Origin of the sequence: Bifidobacterium sp. CP2 (assembly GCF_018555635.1) — a bacterium.
GTDB lineage: Bacteria > Actinomycetota > Actinomycetes > Actinomycetales > Bifidobacteriaceae > Bifidobacterium > Bifidobacterium saguinibicoloris.
The window spans coordinates 97,737-115,866 of record NZ_JAFEJX010000001.1; the positions used below are offsets into that span (position 1 = coordinate 97,737).

General features: G+C 67.1%; 11 protein-coding genes. 3 read left to right on the forward strand and 8 right to left on the reverse strand.

What is annotated here, in order from left to right:
• Positions 1 to 58 precede the first annotated feature (58 nt).
• Both JS531_RS00370 and JS531_RS00375 read left to right on the forward strand, forming a co-directional pair.
• Positions 59 to 1,855, forward strand: a complete 1,797-nt coding sequence (locus tag JS531_RS00370) for an ABC transporter permease (RefSeq protein ID WP_214311079.1) — start codon at positions 59 to 61, stop codon at positions 1,853 to 1,855.
• Between the two features lie 147 nt (positions 1,856 to 2,002).
• The gene (locus JS531_RS00375) at positions 2,003 to 2,647 is read left to right on the forward strand and encodes an ABC transporter ATP-binding protein (protein WP_240541979.1); all 645 of its coding nucleotides are present in this window, start codon (positions 2,003 to 2,005) and stop codon (positions 2,645 to 2,647) included.
• Positions 2,648 to 2,722: 75 nt separating this feature from the next.
• Here the strand turns inward: JS531_RS00375 and dnaE are convergent, their stop codons facing one another.
• From dnaE to JS531_RS00390, 3 genes are all read right to left on the reverse strand, one after another.
• Positions 2,723 to 6,274 (reverse strand): DNA polymerase III subunit alpha, encoded by a 3,552-nt coding sequence (dnaE, locus tag JS531_RS00380; RefSeq protein WP_214311083.1) that lies wholly within the window; start codon positions 6,272 to 6,274, stop codon positions 2,723 to 2,725.
• A 70-nt stretch (positions 6,275 to 6,344) separates the two neighbouring features.
• Entirely contained in the window at positions 6,345 to 7,058 is a 714-nt protein-coding gene (locus tag JS531_RS00385; RefSeq protein ID WP_214311085.1) for a hypothetical protein, read from the reverse strand.
• Positions 7,059 to 7,127: 69 nt separating this feature from the next.
• Positions 7,128 to 7,970, reverse strand: a complete 843-nt coding sequence (locus tag JS531_RS00390; RefSeq protein ID WP_214311087.1) for an HAD family hydrolase — start codon at positions 7,968 to 7,970, stop codon at positions 7,128 to 7,130.
• Positions 7,971 to 8,179: 209 nt separating this feature from the next.
• Here JS531_RS00390 and JS531_RS00395 point away from each other — a divergent pair, with 209 nt between their 5' ends.
• On the forward strand, positions 8,180 to 9,556 hold the full coding sequence (locus JS531_RS00395) for a hypothetical protein (protein ID WP_214311089.1): 1,377 nt from the start codon (positions 8,180 to 8,182) through the stop codon (positions 9,554 to 9,556).
• Positions 9,557 to 9,637: 81 nt separating this feature from the next.
• Here the strand turns inward: JS531_RS00395 and JS531_RS00400 are convergent, their stop codons facing one another.
• The 5 genes from JS531_RS00400 to JS531_RS00420 all read right to left on the reverse strand — a co-directional run bounded on the left by JS531_RS00400 (position 9,638) and on the right by JS531_RS00420 (position 18,098).
• Entirely contained in the window at positions 9,638 to 12,757 is a 3,120-nt protein-coding gene (locus tag JS531_RS00400; RefSeq protein ID WP_214311091.1) for a bifunctional [glutamine synthetase] adenylyltransferase/[glutamine synthetase]-adenylyl-L-tyrosine phosphorylase, read from the reverse strand.
• 111 nt (positions 12,758 to 12,868) lie between these two features.
• Positions 12,869 to 13,720, reverse strand: a complete 852-nt coding sequence (gene metF, locus JS531_RS00405; RefSeq protein ID WP_214311093.1) for a methylenetetrahydrofolate reductase [NAD(P)H] — start codon at positions 13,718 to 13,720, stop codon at positions 12,869 to 12,871.
• Positions 13,721 to 13,819: 99 nt separating this feature from the next.
• The gene (metE, locus tag JS531_RS00410; RefSeq protein ID WP_214311095.1) at positions 13,820 to 16,126 is read right to left on the reverse strand and encodes a 5-methyltetrahydropteroyltriglutamate--homocysteine S-methyltransferase; all 2,307 of its coding nucleotides are present in this window, start codon (positions 16,124 to 16,126) and stop codon (positions 13,820 to 13,822) included.
• 237 nt (positions 16,127 to 16,363) lie between these two features.
• Positions 16,364 to 16,921 (reverse strand): histidine phosphatase family protein, encoded by a 558-nt coding sequence (locus JS531_RS00415; protein ID WP_214311097.1) that lies wholly within the window; start codon positions 16,919 to 16,921, stop codon positions 16,364 to 16,366.
• Between the two features lie 118 nt (positions 16,922 to 17,039).
• Positions 17,040 to 18,098, reverse strand: a complete 1,059-nt coding sequence (locus JS531_RS00420; protein WP_214311099.1) for a tRNA (adenine-N1)-methyltransferase — start codon at positions 18,096 to 18,098, stop codon at positions 17,040 to 17,042.
• Positions 18,099 to 18,130: the final 32 nt, after the last annotated feature.

Sequence of the window (18,130 nt, forward strand, 5' to 3'; positions counted from 1 at the left end):
TGCTGGGGGCCATGGCACGGCGCAGCGGGCGTCGTGCGGCAATCGGAAGGAACCCCGAATGTTCGTGTTGAAGAACGCATGGCGATCGGTCGTGCGCAACAAGGGACGCAACATCCTGATCGTCATCATCGTCGCGATCATCGCGGCCGCCGCCACGGTGGGCCTGGCCATCCGGTCGGCGGCGCAGACGGCCAGGGAGGACGGCCTCGACTCCACCACGGTGACCGCCACCATCGGCGTGGACCGCGAGGCGATGATGAGCAAGGCCACGCAGGCATCGTCGGATTCGTCGGACTCGTCCGGCTCGTCCGACGGCAAGCCCGATTTCGAATCGATGCGCGACGCCCTCGACCAGGACTCCCTCTCGCTGTCCGATTATGAGAAGTACGCCAAGGCGTCCAGCGTGGACGTCAGCACCTACTACACCGAGACCACGTCGGTGAACGCCACGGACGACTTCCAGCCGGTGGAGTCCACCACGTCGAACGAGGCGAACTCCTCCGATTCGTCGTCCTCGTCCTCCGACTCCCAGAACGGGCAGAACGCGCAGGGACAGGGCGGCGGCGGACCCGGCATGGGCGGCCAGGGCGGCGGCATGGGCATGGACTCCGGCGACTTCTCGCTCGTCGGGTTCTCCTCCGACGCCGCGGTGGCCGCGGCGTCCAACGGCACGTTCACCATGTCCAGCGGCCAGGTGTTCGGCTACGGGACCGACGACGAGGGCGACGTCATCATCTCCAAGGCGCTGGCCGACTTCAACGGCCTCAAGGTGGGTGACACCATCACCGTGGCCGACCTGTCCGGCGACGACGACACCTACGAGCTCACCATCGTGGGCATCTACAAGAACACCACCTCCGAGAACACCGGCGCGAACGGCCCGATGGGCGGCACCTCCTCCGACCCGGACAACGCCATCTACACGTCGGTGGCCACCCTGAAGAAGCTCGGCCTGTCCACCGAATCCAGCTCCTCCGACGACACGTCGGATTCGTCGGACTCGTCCGACTCCTCCACGGCGACCTCCGCCTCCCGCACCCAGCTGAGCTTCACCTACGTGCTCGGCAGCAAGGACGACTACGAGACGTTCGCCAAGGACGTCGAGAAGGCCGGCCTCGACGACACGTACACGGTCTCCTCCGCGGACGTGGAGAACTACGAATCCAGCCTCGTGCCGCTCGACAACCTGGCGAAGTTCGCCCTGACGCTGCTCGTCATCGTGCTCGCCGTGGGCGCCGTGGTGCTCGTCGTGCTCAACCTGTTCAACGTGCGCGAACGCAAGTACGAGGTGGGGGTCCTCACCGCCATCGGCATCCGCAAGACGAAGGTGGTGGCGCAGTTCGTCATCGAGCTGCTCATCGTCACCATGATCGGCATCGCGCTGGGCGTGGCCGCGGGCGGCGCCGCCTCGGTGCCGGTCTCGAACCAGCTGCTCGCCCAGCAGGTCTCCTCGCAGGAGTCCGAGGCGTCCAGCCGTCAGGCGCAGTTCGGCCGTGCCGCGGACATGCCCGGCGCCGGCGGCGCGGCCTCGTCCTCCTCCGGCGATTCGGATTCCTCCTCGTCCGATTCCTCTTCGTCCGGCACGGGCTCCAGCTCCACGGATTCCGGTTCCAACGGCTCCAGCTCCACCGGCTCCGGCTCCGACGCGCAGCCCGCCGGCCAGCCGGGCGGCAACGGCCCCGGCGGATTCTCCCGGGCGGTCAGCTACGTCAGCGAGATCGACGCCACGGTGAACCTCAAGGTGGTGGGCCAGCTCGTGCTCATCGGCCTCGGCCTCACCCTGATCTCGGCGCTCGTGGGCGTCATCGCCATCGTCCGCTACGAGCCGCTCCAGATCCTCGCGGACCGCTCCTGACCCACCGCGCCGCCATCGCACACCATCAACGCACCAACGCATGAAAGCAGGCATCGCATGACCAGCACAACCACCATCGGAACCGCCGCGGCCGGCGCCACGGCGACGGCGCAGGCCGGAACCCCCTCCCCCACGCCGATCCTCGCCATGGACCACGTCTCCTACTCGTACACGAAGAGAGGCAAGAAGGTCGTCAAGGACCTGAGCCGCGACTTCCACGCGGGCACGGTCGTCTCCATCGTGGGCCCCTCCGGCGCGGGCAAGACCACCGTCCTGTCGCTGCTCTCGGGACTCACCTGCCCCACCGAGGGCCGCATCCTGTACAACGGCGCCGACCTGGCGAAATCGGACCGGTACCGCTTCCGCAGCCACGACATCGGCGTGATCTTCCAGAGCTTCAACCTGCTGCCGGCCCTGACGGTCGAGGAGAACATCACCCTGTCCATGGAGGCGTCCGGAAGACGGTTCGACAGGCCGAAGCACGACCTCGTGCTCGACCTGCTGCGCAAAGTGCGGCTGCCCGGCGAGTACGCGAACGAACGGATCCTGCACCTGTCCGGCGGCGAACAGCAGCGCGTGGCCATCGCCCGCGCGCTGAGCTACGGACCGGACATCGTGCTGGCCGACGAGCCCACCGGCAACCTGGACATGGCCACGCAGGACGACATCATGGCGATCTTCCGCACGCTCGCCCACGAGGAGGGCAAGTGCGTGATCATCGTGACGCACTCCCCCGCGGTGGCCGACCAGTCCGACGAGGTGTTCGAACTCAAGCCGCTGCGCCGCCGCTGAACCGGCCGGGACGGACGCAACCGCCGACGAACCGATGCCCGCCTCCTTCATGCAGGAAGGAGGCGGGCATCGTCGTCATGCGGCGGGCAGGCAGCTCGGGCCGAACAGGATCTTGATCTCCGCGAACAGCGACGTGTCCCGCTTCACGCGGAACCGATCGCCGAAGGTGAGCACCTGCGCCGCGCCCTTGTCGTCGAGCACGGCGAGCTTCACCTCGCAATACCCCGGATGGTTGGCGAGGACCTGACCGAGCTGCATCATGCGCCGGCGCGCGAGCGCGGCGGCCGGCAGCGTGATGACGACCGGCTTGTTGTCCTCCGCCTCGAGCGACGGCACCTGCAGCTCGGTGGCGCGCAGGGAGACGGTCTCGTCGCGCAGCTCCACCTGGCCGCGAATCTGCACCACCTCGTCCTGCTGGAGCTCCGGGGCGGCCGCCTCGTACACCTTGCCGAAGAACAGGCACTGGATGGAGCTCTCCAGATCCTCGATGGTGACGATGGCCCACGCGTTGCCCTTCTTGGAGACGCGCCGGTCCACCTTGGTGATCATGCCGGCGAGCGTGACCTGCTGGCCCTCGCCCATGGTCTTGGCCCGGTCCACGAGATGCGCGATGGACATCTCACGCAGTCCGGCGAGCACGGCGGTCATGCCGGAGAGCGGGTGGTCGGACACGTACAGGCCGAGCATCTCGCGTTCCAGACCGAGTTTGGTCTTCTTGTCCCACTCCTCGATGTCGGGCACGGTGACGGACGCGTCGCCCATGGCCTCGGCGCCGCCGTCCTCGTCGTCGGAGAACAGGTCGAACTGGCCTTCGGCCTGCTTGCGTTTGATGCCGACGACGGAGTCGATGGCGGCCTCGTGGATCTCGTACAGGGCGCGTCGGTTCGGTTCGATGGAGTCGAACGCGCCGGCCTTGATGAGCGACTCGACGAGACGCTTGTTGAGCGCGGTCAGGGGCACGCGGCGGATGAAGTCCATGAAGTTCACGTACTTGCCGTGCGGCCCCTCACGTTCGGCGATGATGTCGGCCACGGCCTTGTCGCCCACGTTGCGGATGGCGCCGAGGCCGAAGCGCACCACGTCGCCGACGGCGGAGTATTCGAGGCGGGACTCGTTGACGTCCGGCGAGAGCACCTGGATGCCCATGCGTCGCGCCTCGCCGAGATACAGGGCGGTCTTGTCCTTGTTGTCCTTCGTACCCTGCAGCAGCGCGGCCATGAATTCGACCGGATAGTGGGTCTTGAGGTACGCGGTCCAGTAGGAGATCAGGCCGTACGCGGCGGAATGCGCCTTGTTGAACGCGTATCCGGAGAACGGGACGAGCACGTCCCACACGGCCTGCGCGGCCTCCTCCGAGTAGCCGTGCTCCTTCATGCCGGCGAAGAACGGCACCTTCTCCTTGGCCAGCACCTCGGGCTTCTTCTTGCCCATGGCGCGCCTCAGCACGTCTGCCTTGCCGAGCGAGTAGCCGGCGAGGATGCGCGCCGCGGACTGCACCTGCTCCTGGTAGATGATGAGGCCGTACGTCTCGTCGAGGACCTGCCGCAGCGGCTCGTCCAGTTCGGGATGGATCGGCGTGATCTTCTGCAGCCCGTTCTTGCGCTTCGCGTAGTTGATGTGTGATTCCATCGACATCGGGCCCGGACGGTACAGGGCGATCAATGCGGAGATGTCGTTGAAGTTGTCGGGCTTGAGCATCTTGAGCAGGGAGCGCATGCCGTCGGAATCGAGCTGGAACACGCCGAGCGTGTCGCCCCGGGCGAGCAGCTCGTACGTGGCCTTGTCGTCGAGCGGGATCTTCGTGTAGTCGATGCGCTCCTTGCCGTTGGCCTCGATGTTCCTGAGCGTGTCCTGGATGACCGTCAAGTTGGACAGGCCGAGGAAGTCCATCTTGACCAGTCCCAGCGTTTCGCACGTGTGGTATTCGAACGTGGTGGTCACCGTGCCGTCGGTGCGTTCCAGCAGCGGCGACGTGTCGGTGATCGGCTCGCTTCCCATGATCGTGGCGCAGGCGTGCACGCCGGTCTGGCGGATCAGCCCCTCGATGGTCTTCGCCTTGTCGATGATCTGGTGCGCGTCATGGTCGGACTCGTACAGCTCGCGGAACTCGCGCGCCTCCGCGTAGCGTTTGGACGTGGGGTCGAAGATCTCCTTGAGGCTCGCGTCCTTGCCGTTCTTGGACGGCGGCAGCGCCTTGGTGACCTTGTCGCCCATGGCGAACTCGTAGCCCATGATGCGCGCCGAGTCCTTGAGGGCCTGCTTGGTCTTGATGACGCCGTAGATCACGCATTGGGCGACCTTGTCGCGGCCGTACTTCTCGCCGCAGTAGTCGATGACGTGCAGACGGCCGTCCGGGTCGAAGTCGACGTCGATATCCGGCAGGGATACGCGTTCCGGGTTGAGGAAGCGTTCGAAGATGAGGCCGTGCTTCAGCGGATCGAGCTCGGTGATGCCCATCGCGTACGCGACCATCGAACCTGCGGCCGATCCTCGGCCGGGTCCCACCATGATGCCGTGGTCCTTCGCCCACTGGATGTAGTCCGCGACGACGAGGAAGTAGCCGCAGAACTGCATCTGGCAGATCACGCCGCATTCGTAGTCGGCCTGCTTGGAGACCTCCTCGGGCACGTTCCCCTCGTAGCGGCGCTCGAGGCCCTCCTCCACCTTCTTGAGGAACAGGGACGCCTCGTCCCAGCCTTCGGGGCAGTCGAACTGCGGCATGAACGCGCCGTCCTCGTGGTCGTCGAAGATCACGTTGCAGCGTTCGGCGATCTCGAGCGTGTTGTCGCACGCCTCCGGGAACTCCTTGAACAGCTCGCGCATCTCCTCGGCCGGCTTGAGGTAGTAGCCGGTGCCGTCGAACTTGAACCGGTCCGGGTCGTCGAGGTGCGAGCCGGAGTTGATGCACAGCATGGCGTCCTGCGCTTCGGCGTCCTTGGCCTCCACGTAGTGGGAGTCGTTCGTGGCGAGCAGCGGGGCGTTGAGCTTCTTCGCGATCGTCAGCAGCCCGGACGTGACCTCCTTCTCGATCTTCAGGCCGTGGTCCATGAGCTCGATGAAGAAGTTGTCGCGGCCGAAGATGTCCTGGAACTCGCCGGCGGCGCGCAGCGCCTCGTCGAACTGGCCGAGGCGGAGCCTGGTCTGGATGATGCCGGACGGGCATCCGGAGGAGGCGATCACGCCCTTGGAATACGTGGCGAGCACCTCCTTGTCCATACGCGGGTAGCGCATGACGCGGCCTTCGAGGTTCGCCACGGAGCTCGCCTTGATGAGGTTGACGAGGCCTTCGTCGTTCTCCGCCCACATGGTCATGTGGGTGATGAGGCCGCCGCCGGAGACATCGTCGCGCCGCTGGTCCTCGGTGCCCCAGTGCACGCGGGACTTGTCCTGGCGGGCGGTCTCCGGCGTGACGTACGCCTCGATGCCGATGATCGGCTTGACGCCGTTGGCCACGCAGTTCGTGAACATCTCGTACGCGCCGTGCATGTTGCCGTGGTCGGTGATGGCCACCGCCGGCATGCCGAGCTCGGCCGCGTGCCTGGCCAGGTCCGGGATCTTGGACGCCCCGTCGAGCAGCGAATAGTGCGTGTGGTTATGCAGGTGCACGAAGTTTCCCGAGTTTGCCATGGGATTCACCCTACCGCACGCCCACGCCCTGTCCGGCGGCCGCCCCGCCGGGACCATACCCCGCGCAGGGTCACAGCCACACCCGCCTGGTCCACCAGCGCCGGTCGTACCATCGCGCCCGGTCGCGCCGGACCGTCTCCCACTGCGCGGGCCCCCACTGCGCGTAGTCCCACGGAAGCCGCCGGCACAGCTCCTGCGCCAGCGGGAACAGCATCGTTTCGAGCTCGCCCACGCGCAGGTTCCCCCGGGCGTCCTCGAAGACGCCGGGCACCCAGAGGAACGGTCTGCCGGAGACGATGAGCAGGTTGGGACGCCAGGGGTTCGCGTACAGCATGTTCGTCACGTCCCCGCCCACGCCGCCGATGATGGGATGCGTCAGCATGCCTTTTCTGACGTGTATCGTGCACCATGCGTCGAGCTCCTGCGGCAGCGCCACCGGCAGGGACAGGAACCACAGCCCGAACCAGTCGACGGCGTCATCGGCCATGCTGTCGAGATCGGGCGGCAGCATCATCTCGAACAGCACCCATGGCCCTTTGACGTACCAGCCCAACGTGCGCGCGTTGGCGGAGACCTCGTAGCTGCAGCCGAACGCCTGCTCATAGAACTTGTGATTGAGCTGGGGCCAATACCCGGACTGCGTCTGCGTCCACCCGTAGGCGGACATGTAATCACCCTCCCTGCGCATGACCCTCCGGCCGTGGGCCGCGTACAGCACCGTGAAGGGCACTGTGAGCACGCATCCTATCGCCAGCCAGAACAGGACCTCGATGACCGTGTCCATCGCGGACCTCCCTTCTCGTCCCGTCTGTGTCCCCGTTCCCGAAGGTCCTGCGCGCCGTCTCCGGCCGGCTCAGATGAGGCCGAGCGTGCGGAACGCGTTCGCGATGCCGTCGTCGTGGATGTCGGTGGTCTGCATGTCGCACCACCGTTCGATGCCGTGGATGGCGTTGCCCATGGCGACGGACGTGCCGGCGGCCTTGAGCATGGCCGTGTCGTTGTCGGAGTCCCCGATCGCGATGGTGTCCCCGATCGGCACGCCCAGCCGTGCCGCCACCTCACGCACCGCGGTGCCTTTGTCGACGCCGTTGATGAGCAGTTCGCCGTTGTTCGGGGAGATCGCGTCGTACGAGCCGTGCACGAGCGTGAACCACGGGGCGAGGTCGCGTTTCGTCTCCTCGAACGTGACGTCCGGGTCCGGGCCGGTGAAGTAGGAGCCTTTGGACACGTGGATGGTCCGCCCCAGCGTGGACCCTTCGGGCACGTCGATGTCGTCGATGCGGTGCCAGAAGCGCGCGAACTCGCCGCGGTCGAACGCCTTGCCCTTCGACTTCAGGTGACGCGCGTAGCCTTCCGAGATGACCATGCCGTCCGCGCCCTGCCACTGGTACGCCTCGATGCCGTGCGCCTTGAAATAGGCGTCGGCCGCGTCGATAGCCTCGGGGCTCACGAACCGCTGGAACAGGACGCGGTCGCCCATGTTCGCCTGGGCGCCGGCCACGGACACCACGCCGTCGAAGCCCACGTCGAGGATGCCCTTCTCGATCTTCGGCAGGGACCGTCCGGTCGCGATGAACAGCAGATGCCCGTTCGCCCGTGCCTGCACGCAGGCCCGGCGCGCCGATGCGGGCACCACGTGCCGCGCGTCCGCCAGTGTGCCGTCGATGTCCAGGAACACCAGTCTGCGTGCCGTCATGCTCTGTCCTCCCGTCTTCGTCCGTCCTCGTCGCCCCGCGGAACCCGTGCTTCCGCTGGCCCGCGGGCGTCGCCTTCACGCACCATGATAGGGCGGGCTTCCATCCGACGGAAGCCCGCCGGCCCACCGGACATATGGCACCGCTCCCCGCATTCGACTAGAATCGGAATCGCAACGACAGCGACAGGCCGCGAAGCGAGGGGGATTCGATGAGCAACGCCAACCCGTACCAACCCAACCCATATCAACCCAACCCGGGCCAGCCGACCCCGGGCCAGCCGAACCCATACGGGTCATACGGACCGTACGGCGCCCCCGGCACGCCGGGGCCGGGCATGCCCCAGCCGTCCGCGATGCCGGGCGGACCGGTGCCGGGCGGACCGGTGCCGGGCGGACCAGGCCATCCGGGATACCGTTCCCCCTACGGCGCGCCCGGGCAGCCGTACGGACCGGCGCCGCGCAAAAGGGGCGGCGCCGGTCTGGCCGTGGGCCTCACGGTGGGCGGCGCCGCGCTGCTCGTCGTGGTGCTGCTCTGCGTGTTCGTGTTCTTCGGCGCGCGCAACGCCATGCGTTCGGCGTTGGAGAACGCCGGCGCCACGCAGAGCCAGACGGGCGGCGGAAGCGGCACGGGATCATCGGGATCGGGAGGCGGTTCAGGCTCCGCCGGAGGACTCGACTACGGCTATTCGGACGGCGGCAGCCACGACACCATCATCAACTGCAACGACGCCGAGGAGTACATCAAGTACTCGGACACGGTCAAGGGCCTGTACGACAAGTACAACAAGCAGCTGGTGGACGGCACCATCTTCGCGGACAACAACCTGCCCGCCAACCAGGACAGCGCCGACTACGTCCACGATTTCATGATCATCATCACCGACCACAAGGCGGCGCTCAACTTCGGATGCATCACGAACTCCACCAGCATGGACGAGGTGAACGACCAGTACGCCGCCAAGGTCAACGAAGTCCTCGAAGTGGAGCGCAAGTTCAAGGCGCACGAGGACTTCGACGTGAAGATCAAGATCACGCGCAAGGACGGGTCCGTCTACGAATCGGACGGCGCCGCGCCGGAGGGCACCGCGGCGGACGACCTCGAGACGAAGATCAAGGCCGTGTCCGTCTCCAAGGGCTCGGACGGCACGTATCTCGCGGCCGGGGAGTCGCTGATCACGGCGGCCGGCATGGTGCCCAACTACAACTACGACGAGATCTTCACCTACTGCACGCGCACCACGGGCGACACGAGCACCATCGCGGCCTCGTTCTGCACGGCCAGCCCGAACGTCGTGTACATCAACCAGACGCGTTCCGACTTCTCCCTCATGGTCAAGGACGACTCCTACGTGGACATCATCAAGCACGAGCTCTCGCACGCGCTCATCAACGCGCGCTGCGGCACCACGCGCCCCGCGTTCGGCGTGGAGCCGGAGGGGCTGACCAACAGCTACGCGGTGAAGTTCCTCGGCGCGGACAAGGCGAACACGCAGAAGGACATCGCCTCGTTCCCGGAGTACGCCATCACCGCCCAGACCGACCAGGCGGCCGACATGGTGCACAACGGGCAGTGCAAGGCGAGCTGAGACCGAGTCGAGACATCCACACGTCCGGGGGACGGCCGGAACCGGACCGGTTCCGGCCGTCCCCCGGATGGTTCGGGGCGCTCAGCGCCCGTAGAACAGCCGTTCGGTGACCTCGCGGGCCTTGCGCATCACGGCGAGCAGGTCGTTCTCGAAATGCTGGCCGCGGTTCGCGTCGTAGCCGAGGTAGACGGCGATGCCGCCGAGCGAGTACATGTCGTCCGGCAGGATGTCCGCCTGGTTCACGCGCCCGCTCCACAGGTAGTTGCCGTTGCGGGCCGCGGTGCACATCGTCCATGCGCGGCGCAACGTGAGCGCGTCGGCGGTGTCGATGAGCCGGCGCCGTTCCAGCACGTCCAGCGCCTCGAGCGTGCCGCCCACGCGCAGCTCCTTGACGTCGCCCGCGTGCATGAGCTGCATGAGCTGCACGGTCCATTCCACGTCGGACAGGCCGCCCTTGCCGAGTTTGAGATGGCGTTCGCGCCGGACGCCGCGGGGCAGGCGTTCGGCCTCCATGCGCGCCTTGAGCTTGCGGATGTCCGCGATCTCGGCGTCCGTCAGGGCCACGTGTGGATAGCGCAGCGGATCGGCGAGGTTGGCGAGGAAGTCCCCGGCGAGGGCCCTGTCACCGGCCGCATACCGCGCGCGCAGCAGCGCCTGGTGCTCCCAGGTGCTCGCCCATGCGCGGTAGTACTCCTCGCAGGAGGCGTAGGAGCGGACGAGCGGGCCGTTCTTGCCTTCGGGACGCAGGTCCAGGTCGAGTTCGATCTTCGGTTCCAGCGTGGAGGGCCCCTGCAGGATGGCGCGCAGGTCCTCGGTCACCTTGCGGGCGAACCGGTTGGCCGCGGCGTCGTCGGCGCCGTCGGTCGGGCGGTAGACGAGGATCGCGTCGGCGTCGGAGCTGAAGTTCACCTCGCGGCCGCCGTACCGGCCCATGCCGATGACGGCGAGGGTGGCGGGTGCGTCGGCAGCGCACGGACCGTCGCCGGCGAGCTCGCGCGTGCGGTTGGCGACGGCCCATGCCAGTGCGGCGTCGATGATCGCGTCGTAGACGTCGGTCATGCCTTCGAGGGATGCGGCGTCGTCCATCACGCCGCTCATCCAAGCCAGGCCGATCCGTTCGATCTCATGCCGACGCATGGCGCGCATCGACGTGGCGAAGTCGCGCAGGTCGCGCGCGTTGCGTTCGAGCGAGGAGCGGCATTGCACGTCGAGGCTTTCGCGCGTCCGCGCCTTGAGCTGCGTGTCGTCGCCCAGCCAGGTCACCGATTCGACGGATTTGTTGAGCGCGTCGCCGAGGAACCGCGAGTTGGACAGCACGTGGCAGAGCCGCTGCGCCGCGGAGTTGGAGTCGCGCAGGAAGCCGAGGTATTCGCTGTCGGTGCCGAAATGCTCCTCGAGCCTGCGCCAGTTCAGCAGTCCCATGTCCGGGTTCTGTCCCTGTCCGAGCCATTCGAGCACGGCGGGCAGGATGATCCGGTTGATTTTCGCGGCGCGGCCGATTCCGGCGGTCAGGGCCGTGACGTGGCGCATGGCGGCGTCCGGGTCGCCGAAGCCGATGGAGCTGAAGCGCTCCTGCGCCGCCTGCTTGCTCAGGTCGATCTGGTCGTCCTCGAGCTGGGCGGACACAGGCAGCATGGGCCGGTAGTAGATGTCGAGGTGGAGGTGGCGCACCTCGCGGCGCGTCTCATCGTAGCGTTCGACGAGCTCCTCGGGGTGCATGCGGAACGTGCGGGCCACGCGGCGCAGCTCCTGGTTCTGGTTGAGCTTGTCGACGTCCACGTCGCGTTTGCGTTCGAGGCCGCCCAAGTTGGCCGCGGCGCCGAGGTCGGGGAACAGGTGGGTGCGTTTGAGCGCCCACATCTGCTGGCGGTGTTCGAGCACGCGTTCGAACCGGTAGTCGGCGGAGAGCCTGGCGGCCTGCTTGCGTGAGACGTACCCGCCTTCGGCGAGCCTTGCCAGCGATTCGAGCGTGGATCGGGTGCGCAGCGTCTCATCGGAGCGACCGTGGACGAGCTGGAGCATCTGCACGGTGAATTCCACGTCGCGCAGACCGCCGCGGCCGAGCTTGATCTCCCGGTCCTTGAGCGGGGCCGGGATGAGGTCCTCGACGCGTTTGCGCATGCGCTGGCAGTCGTAGACGAAGTTGTCGCGTTTGGAGGCGCTCCAGACGAACGGGCGGGTCATATCCATGTACCGTCGGCCCAGTTCCGGGTCGCCGGCCACGGGCCTGGCCTTGAGCAGCGCCTGGAATTCCCAGTTCTCCGCCCACTGCTCGTAGTATCCCTGATGCGACGCGATGGTGCGGACGAGCGGGCCGTCCTTGCCTTCGGGGCGCAGCCCGCCGTCGATCTGCCACAGCGTGGGTTCGGCCACGCCCATGATGACGGACTGGCATACGCGTTGCAGCGTGGTGGCCATCTTGGTGCCGGTACGGATGAGCTCCTGACGGCCGATCTCCTGGTCGGCGGGTTCGACGGCGTAGATGAGGTCCACGTCGGACACGTAGTTGAGCTCCTGCGCGCCGAGTTTGCCCATGCCGATGATGACGAACCGCACGTGTTCGGCGCCGGAGACCTCGTGCCGGGCGATGGCGAGCGCGCCTTCGAGGGCCGCGTCGGCCAGGTCGGACAGCTCGCGGCTGATGGTCGGCTGGATCGCGCAGGGATCGTCGGCGGTGGCGTCCTGCGCCATGATGGCGGCGAGCTGCCGCCGGTAGGTGCCGCGCAACGCGGTGGCGGCGTCGGCGAGCGTCAGGGTGGCGACGGGGGCGGCGGTCTCGTCCGGGTCGGCGCCGACGGCTTTGAGGATGTGGGCGCGTCGTTGCGCGTGGTTGTACAGGTGGCTGTTGCAGGCGTCCCTGGAGGCGGCCTCGACGAGTTCGGGCCTGAACCGCATGAGCTTGCCGAGCGCGTCGGACACGCCGAGCACGGTGACGAGCCGTTCGAACGCCGCCTCGTCGGGCACCATGTGGTCGAAGTCACGGCCCTGGCTCTGCACGGCGTTGGTGATGCTCACCAGGTTGGCGAGCGCGGCGTCCGGATCGCAGGCCTCGCCGAGGGCCTTGAGCACGAACCGCAGTCGTTCGTCGGGCACCCCGTCCGCCTTGAGCCGGCCGAGCATGGACCGTGCCTCGTCGAGGTCCTGGAGCCCCGCGCGGATGAGGTCCATGGCGGTGGGGCGGAATGCGTCGTTTGCGTTCATACTTAGCTAATGTACACTGCGCGCGGCGCGTCCCGCCGGACCGTCCCGCCATGTCCCGGAGGTCTCCGTCCCCGGGGTCCCGGAGATCCCGGAGATCCCGGGACCCCGGCCTCACTCGGCGTCGGCGAACAGGGGGCGCACGTTGCGCCAGATGCGGCGCGTGGTGGCGGGGCGGTTCATCGTGTACAGGTGCACGCCGTCCACGCCGTGCGCCACCAGATCGGTGATCTGCGCCGAGGCGTAGTTGATGCCGGCCTCGCGCAGACTGGGCACGTCGTTCCCCCACCGTTCGAGCAGGGCCTCGACGGGCCCGGGGATGCGCGTGTTGTTCTTATCCGCCATGGATCGGACGGATTTCGCGCCGGAGATCGGCATGATGCCCGCCTCGATCGGAACTTCGATGCCGGCGGCCCGCACCTTGTCGAGGAACCGGTAGAAGTCCCCGTTGTCGTAGAACAGCTGGGAGATCAGGTGGCTGGCGCCCGCGTCCACCTTGGCCTTGAGGTGTTCGATGTCCTTGTCGAGGGATTCGGCCTGGATGTGGCCCTCCGGGTAGCATGCGCCGAACACCTTGAGGTCGGGCCTGCGCTCGCGGATGTAGCGCACCAGGTCGATGGCGTGCTCGAACACGCCGACGGGCTCCTCGCCTTCGATGTAGTCGCCGCGCAGGGCGAGCACGCCGCCGACGCCCGCGTGCTCGAACATCTCGAGCGCCTCGTCGACCTTGGCCTCGTCCGAGTACAGGGCCGTCAGGTGCGCGACGGTGGGGATGCGGTACTCCTTACGAATCGTGTTGGCGATGCGCGCGGTGGCCGTGCGGTCGGCGTGGGTGCCGTGCCCGTAGGTCACCGAGATGAAGTCCGGGTCGAGTCCCTGCAGTCCGTCCAGCGTGTCGTAGATGGTGCCGACCGGGGCGTCCCTCTTGGGCGGGAACACCTCGAGCGAGAACATCGGCTTGTGCATGTCGTCTCCTTCATGGATGAGGCTCCCTCTGGCGAGGGAGCCTCCTGTTCGTTCCTCACGCCGACGGCCGGCTCCGTGTCCGGTCCGTCTGCGGGGCCGTCACTTGCCGAGCTGCGCGCGCACGGCCTTGGCGGCGGCCACGAGATGCTCGAGGCTCGGCCAGGTCTCCGCGTTGCCGCGGGTCTTCAGGCCGCAGTCTGGGTTGATCCACACCTTCTCGACGTCCATCTTCTTGAGAATCTCGCCGATGCGCTCCTCGATCTCCTGCTCGGAGGGGATGCGCGGGGAGTGGATGTCGTAGACGCCCGGGCCGGCCTCGGTCTCGAAGTTGGCCTCGTGGATGGCGTCGAGCACGACGAGGTCGCCGCGGGACGCCTCGAAGGAGATCACGTCGGCGTCCATCGCGTCGATGTCGCGGATGATGTCGTTGAACTCGGAGTAGCACATGTGCGTGTGGATCTGCGTGGTGGGTTTGACGCCGGAGTGCACGAGACGGAACGCGGGCACGGCCCAGTCGAGGTACTTGGAGTGCCAGTCGGTCTTCCTGAGCGGCAGCTTCTCGCGCAGGGCGGCCTCGTCGATCTGGATGACCTTGATGCCGGCGGCCTCGAGGTCGAGCACCTCGTCGCGGATGGCGAGGGCGAGCTGCTGGGTCTGCTGCTCGTGGGTGATGTCCTCGCGCGGCCAGGACCAGTTGAGGATGGTGACCGGACCGGTGAGCATGCCCTTCATGACGTGCTTGGTACGGCTCTGCGCGTACGCGGACCACTCGACGGTGATCGGCTTGGCGCGGGAGACGTCGCCCCAGACGATCGGGGGCTTGACGCAGCGGGTGCCGTAGGACTGGACCCAGGCGTTCTTGGTGAACAGGAAGCCGTTGAGGTTCTGGCCGAAGTATTCGACCATGTCGTTGCGCTCGAACTCGCCGTGGACGAGCACGTCGAGGCCGATCTCCTCCTGGTGCCTGATGCAGGCGTCGATCTGGTCCTTGATGAACTGGTCGTACGCCTCCTTGGTGATCTCGCCCTTGCGGAACTTCGCACGCTCGGCGCGGATCTCGCGCGTCTGCGGGAAGGAGCCGATGGTGGTGGTGGGCAGCAGCGGCAGGCCGAGGGCCTCGCGCTGGAGCTTCTGGCGCTCGGCGCGGGCGGGCTGGCGCGTGTAGTCGGCGTCGGTGAGGGCGGCGATGCGCGCCGCGACGGCGGCGTCGGGGGCGACGCGGGTGCCGTCGAACAGCGCCTGGTTGGCCTTGAGCGCAGCGGAGGCCTTGCGCTCCTCGTCGGTGGCGTCGGCGAGGCCGGCGATCTCCTTGAGTTCGCCGAGCTTCTCGACGGCGAACGCGAAGTGCTTGAGCACGGCCGGGTCAAGGGCGGTCTCGCCTTCGGTGCTGAACGGCACGTGCAGCAGAGAGCTGGCGGTGGAGACGGCGACGTTCGGCGTGACCTGCTTCAGGGCGTCGACGAGGCCGAGGCTCGCGGCATAGTCGTTGCGCCAGATGTTGCGGCCGTTGACGACGCCCGCGAAGATGACGGTGCCTTCGGCCACGCCGTACTTGGCGACGGCGGCGAGGTTCTCGTCCTTGCCTTCGTTGAGGTCGAGGCCGATGCCGTCGAAGCCGAGCAGGTTGACGGTCTCGTACACGTCGGCGATGTGGCCGAAGTAGGTGTTGAGCAGCACCTTGACCACGCCCTTGCGTGCGGGCAGAATCTTCGCGTACAGGCTCTTGAAGAGTTCGACGTCGCCCGGCTGCTTGTCGAGCACGAGGAACGGCTCGTCGATCTGCACCCACTTGGCGCCGAGCTCGTTGAACCGGGTGAGCACTTCGGCGTACACGGCGGCGACGGCGTTCACGAGGCCCTTGTCGAAGGTGAGCTCCTGCGCGTCGTCGTCACGGGCGAGCTTGAGGAACGTGTACGGACCGATGAGGACCGGCTTGGTCTCGATGCCGAGCTCCTTGGCCTCGAGGTACTCGTCGAACGGCTTGGTGCCGTTGAGCTTGATCTCGGTGGACGGCTCGATCTCCGGGACGATGTAGTGGTAGTTGGTGGTGAACCACTTCTTCATCGGCAGGGCGGTGACGTCGCCCTTGTCGCCCTGATAGCCGCGGGACATCGCGAACAGCGTCTCCTCCGGCTCGGCGAAGGCGAGGCGCTGGTAGCGCTCCGGAATCACGTTGAGCAGGATGGCGGTGTCGAGCAACTGGTCGAAGTAGCTGAAGTCGTTGCTCGGGATGAGGTCCACGCCGGCCTCGGCCTGGAGCCTCCAGTGCTTGGCGCGCAGCTCCTTGGCGGTGGCGTGCACGTCGTCGAGGGTGGCGTTCCCCTTCCAGTAGGCCTCGATGATCTTCTTGAGCTCTCGGTTCTGACCGATGCGCGGGAATCCGGACACGGACGTCAGTGCAGCCATGAATCCTCCATACTGCTGTCGTAAACGAAACGGCTTTTCAACCCGCCCAGCCTATCAAACCAACCCGCGAACAGGGTCATCAGCAACGTTGAAGTGTCGCTATAAATCGGCTTTATACCGCCGTTTCCCCGCCCTTGAGGAACAGGAGTCAAGAATCTGGACGAGTACACGAGCGGCGAGTATACGCCGCCCGTGCCGACGTCACGCCGGCATGCCCATATACCGGCTGGAAGCCCCTCACTCGAAGTCGTCCGGCCCCATCACCGCGATGAGGTCTCCGGAGTGCACCTGCCATTCCTGGATGGGCGTGTCCGAGCCGAACATCACGACGCCGGCGGTCTGGAGCCCCAGGTTGAGCAGGTCGAGACGCTCCGGGTCCGATTCGGACGAGGCGAGCCATTGGCTGGCGATCGAGACGGTGGGTTCGTGTCCGAGCACCATGAACACGCGGGTCTTGTCCTTCGCGTGGGTGAGCTCGTCGAACACCGCCTGCATGCCGCCCTCGTACAGGCTTTGATGATAGTCGACCTTGGGTGCGTCACCGAAGGTCTTGAGCATCTTGCCGCAGGTCTGGCGGGCGCGTTTGGCGGCCGAGCAGACGATCATGTCCGGCACGAGCCCCATGTCGGCGAGCCCCTTGGCGACCTTCTTCGCCTGCTTGAGGCCCTTGGAGGTCAGCCCGCGCCCGTAGTCGCCGTCGGCGCTGAACGGTTCGGCCTTCGCATGCCGCATGATGATGAGGATGTGGCCGTATTTTCCGGCCCGTTTGGCCACCTTGCGCGGATTGGCTCCCATGTCGTCCCTCCTGATGACGGTTCCGTCTGTGCAACGGCGCCGATCACGTCCACCCATGATCTCTTGTGAACGTTCACGACGATAGTTGAACAATTGTACCGCCATCGCGCGGCGCCGACTACCGTTCCGGCAGCGCGTCGACCATCCGGTCGAGGTCGCGCAGCACCTTGCGCAGCTTGCGGTCGGAGATGTCGCGCAGTTCGAGATCCTCGAGCTGCGCCTCACGCTCCTCGGGCGTGAGGTCGTCCACGTCGGTGACGGTGTCCTTGGTGGGGCGTTCGCGCTTCCTCAGCGCCTCGAATCCGGGCGCCATGGCGCGCGTGACGACGAGGAAGCCGGTGTGTCCGATCATCTGATGGTCGGGGCGCACGGCCAATCCCTGCGCCTTCCAGCTGCGTTCCAGCGTCTCCTGCACGGCCGGCTCGGTCCATACGCCTGCGGCGCGCAGCGCCTCGACGAGCCTGCTCATCTGCGTGGTGGTGGTGACGTAGGCGATGAGCACGCCGCCCGGGGCGATGACCCGCCACGCCTGTTCGAGACGGTTCCACGGGTCGAGCATGTCGAGCACGATGCGGTCGTAGCCGTGCTCGGGCAATCCGGCCGCCACGGAGTCGAAGTCGCCGGTTCTGAGGTCCCACCAGGAGGGGCGGCTCCCGTAGTAGACGGTGGCGTTCGCCTCGGCCACGCGCGCGAAGTCGGGCCTGAGCTCGATGGTGGTGAGGGAGCCCTCCTCCCCCACCGCGTCGAGCAGGTTGAGGCTCATGGCTCCGGAGCCGGCGCCTGATTCGAGCACCCGGTGGCCGGTGCGGATGTCGCCGAGCTGGATGACCTGGGCGATGTCCTTCGGGTACATGATCTGCGCGCCGCGCGGCATGGAGAGCACGTAGTCGGCCAGCCGGGGGCGCATCACGGCGTACTGCCATCCTCCGATGGCGCGCGCCGCCTTCCACGGCTTGCCCGCGTCGCGCTCCGGGTGGAGCGGGTTGGTCTGGGCGTCCCGTTTGGCGGTGACGGTGGTGACGACGACGCCTTCGGTCCGTCCGATGACGTCGTCGTGCAGGATGAGGCCGTGTTCGGTCTGCGTCGAGCCGCCGGCGATCAGCTGTTCGGTGATCTTCCTGCCCCTGCGGTCGGTGAACTGCACCTTCTCCCCCGCCGTAAGCGGCCCACGTCGCATCGCGTCTCTCCTTCGGTCTTCGAGTGTCTTCG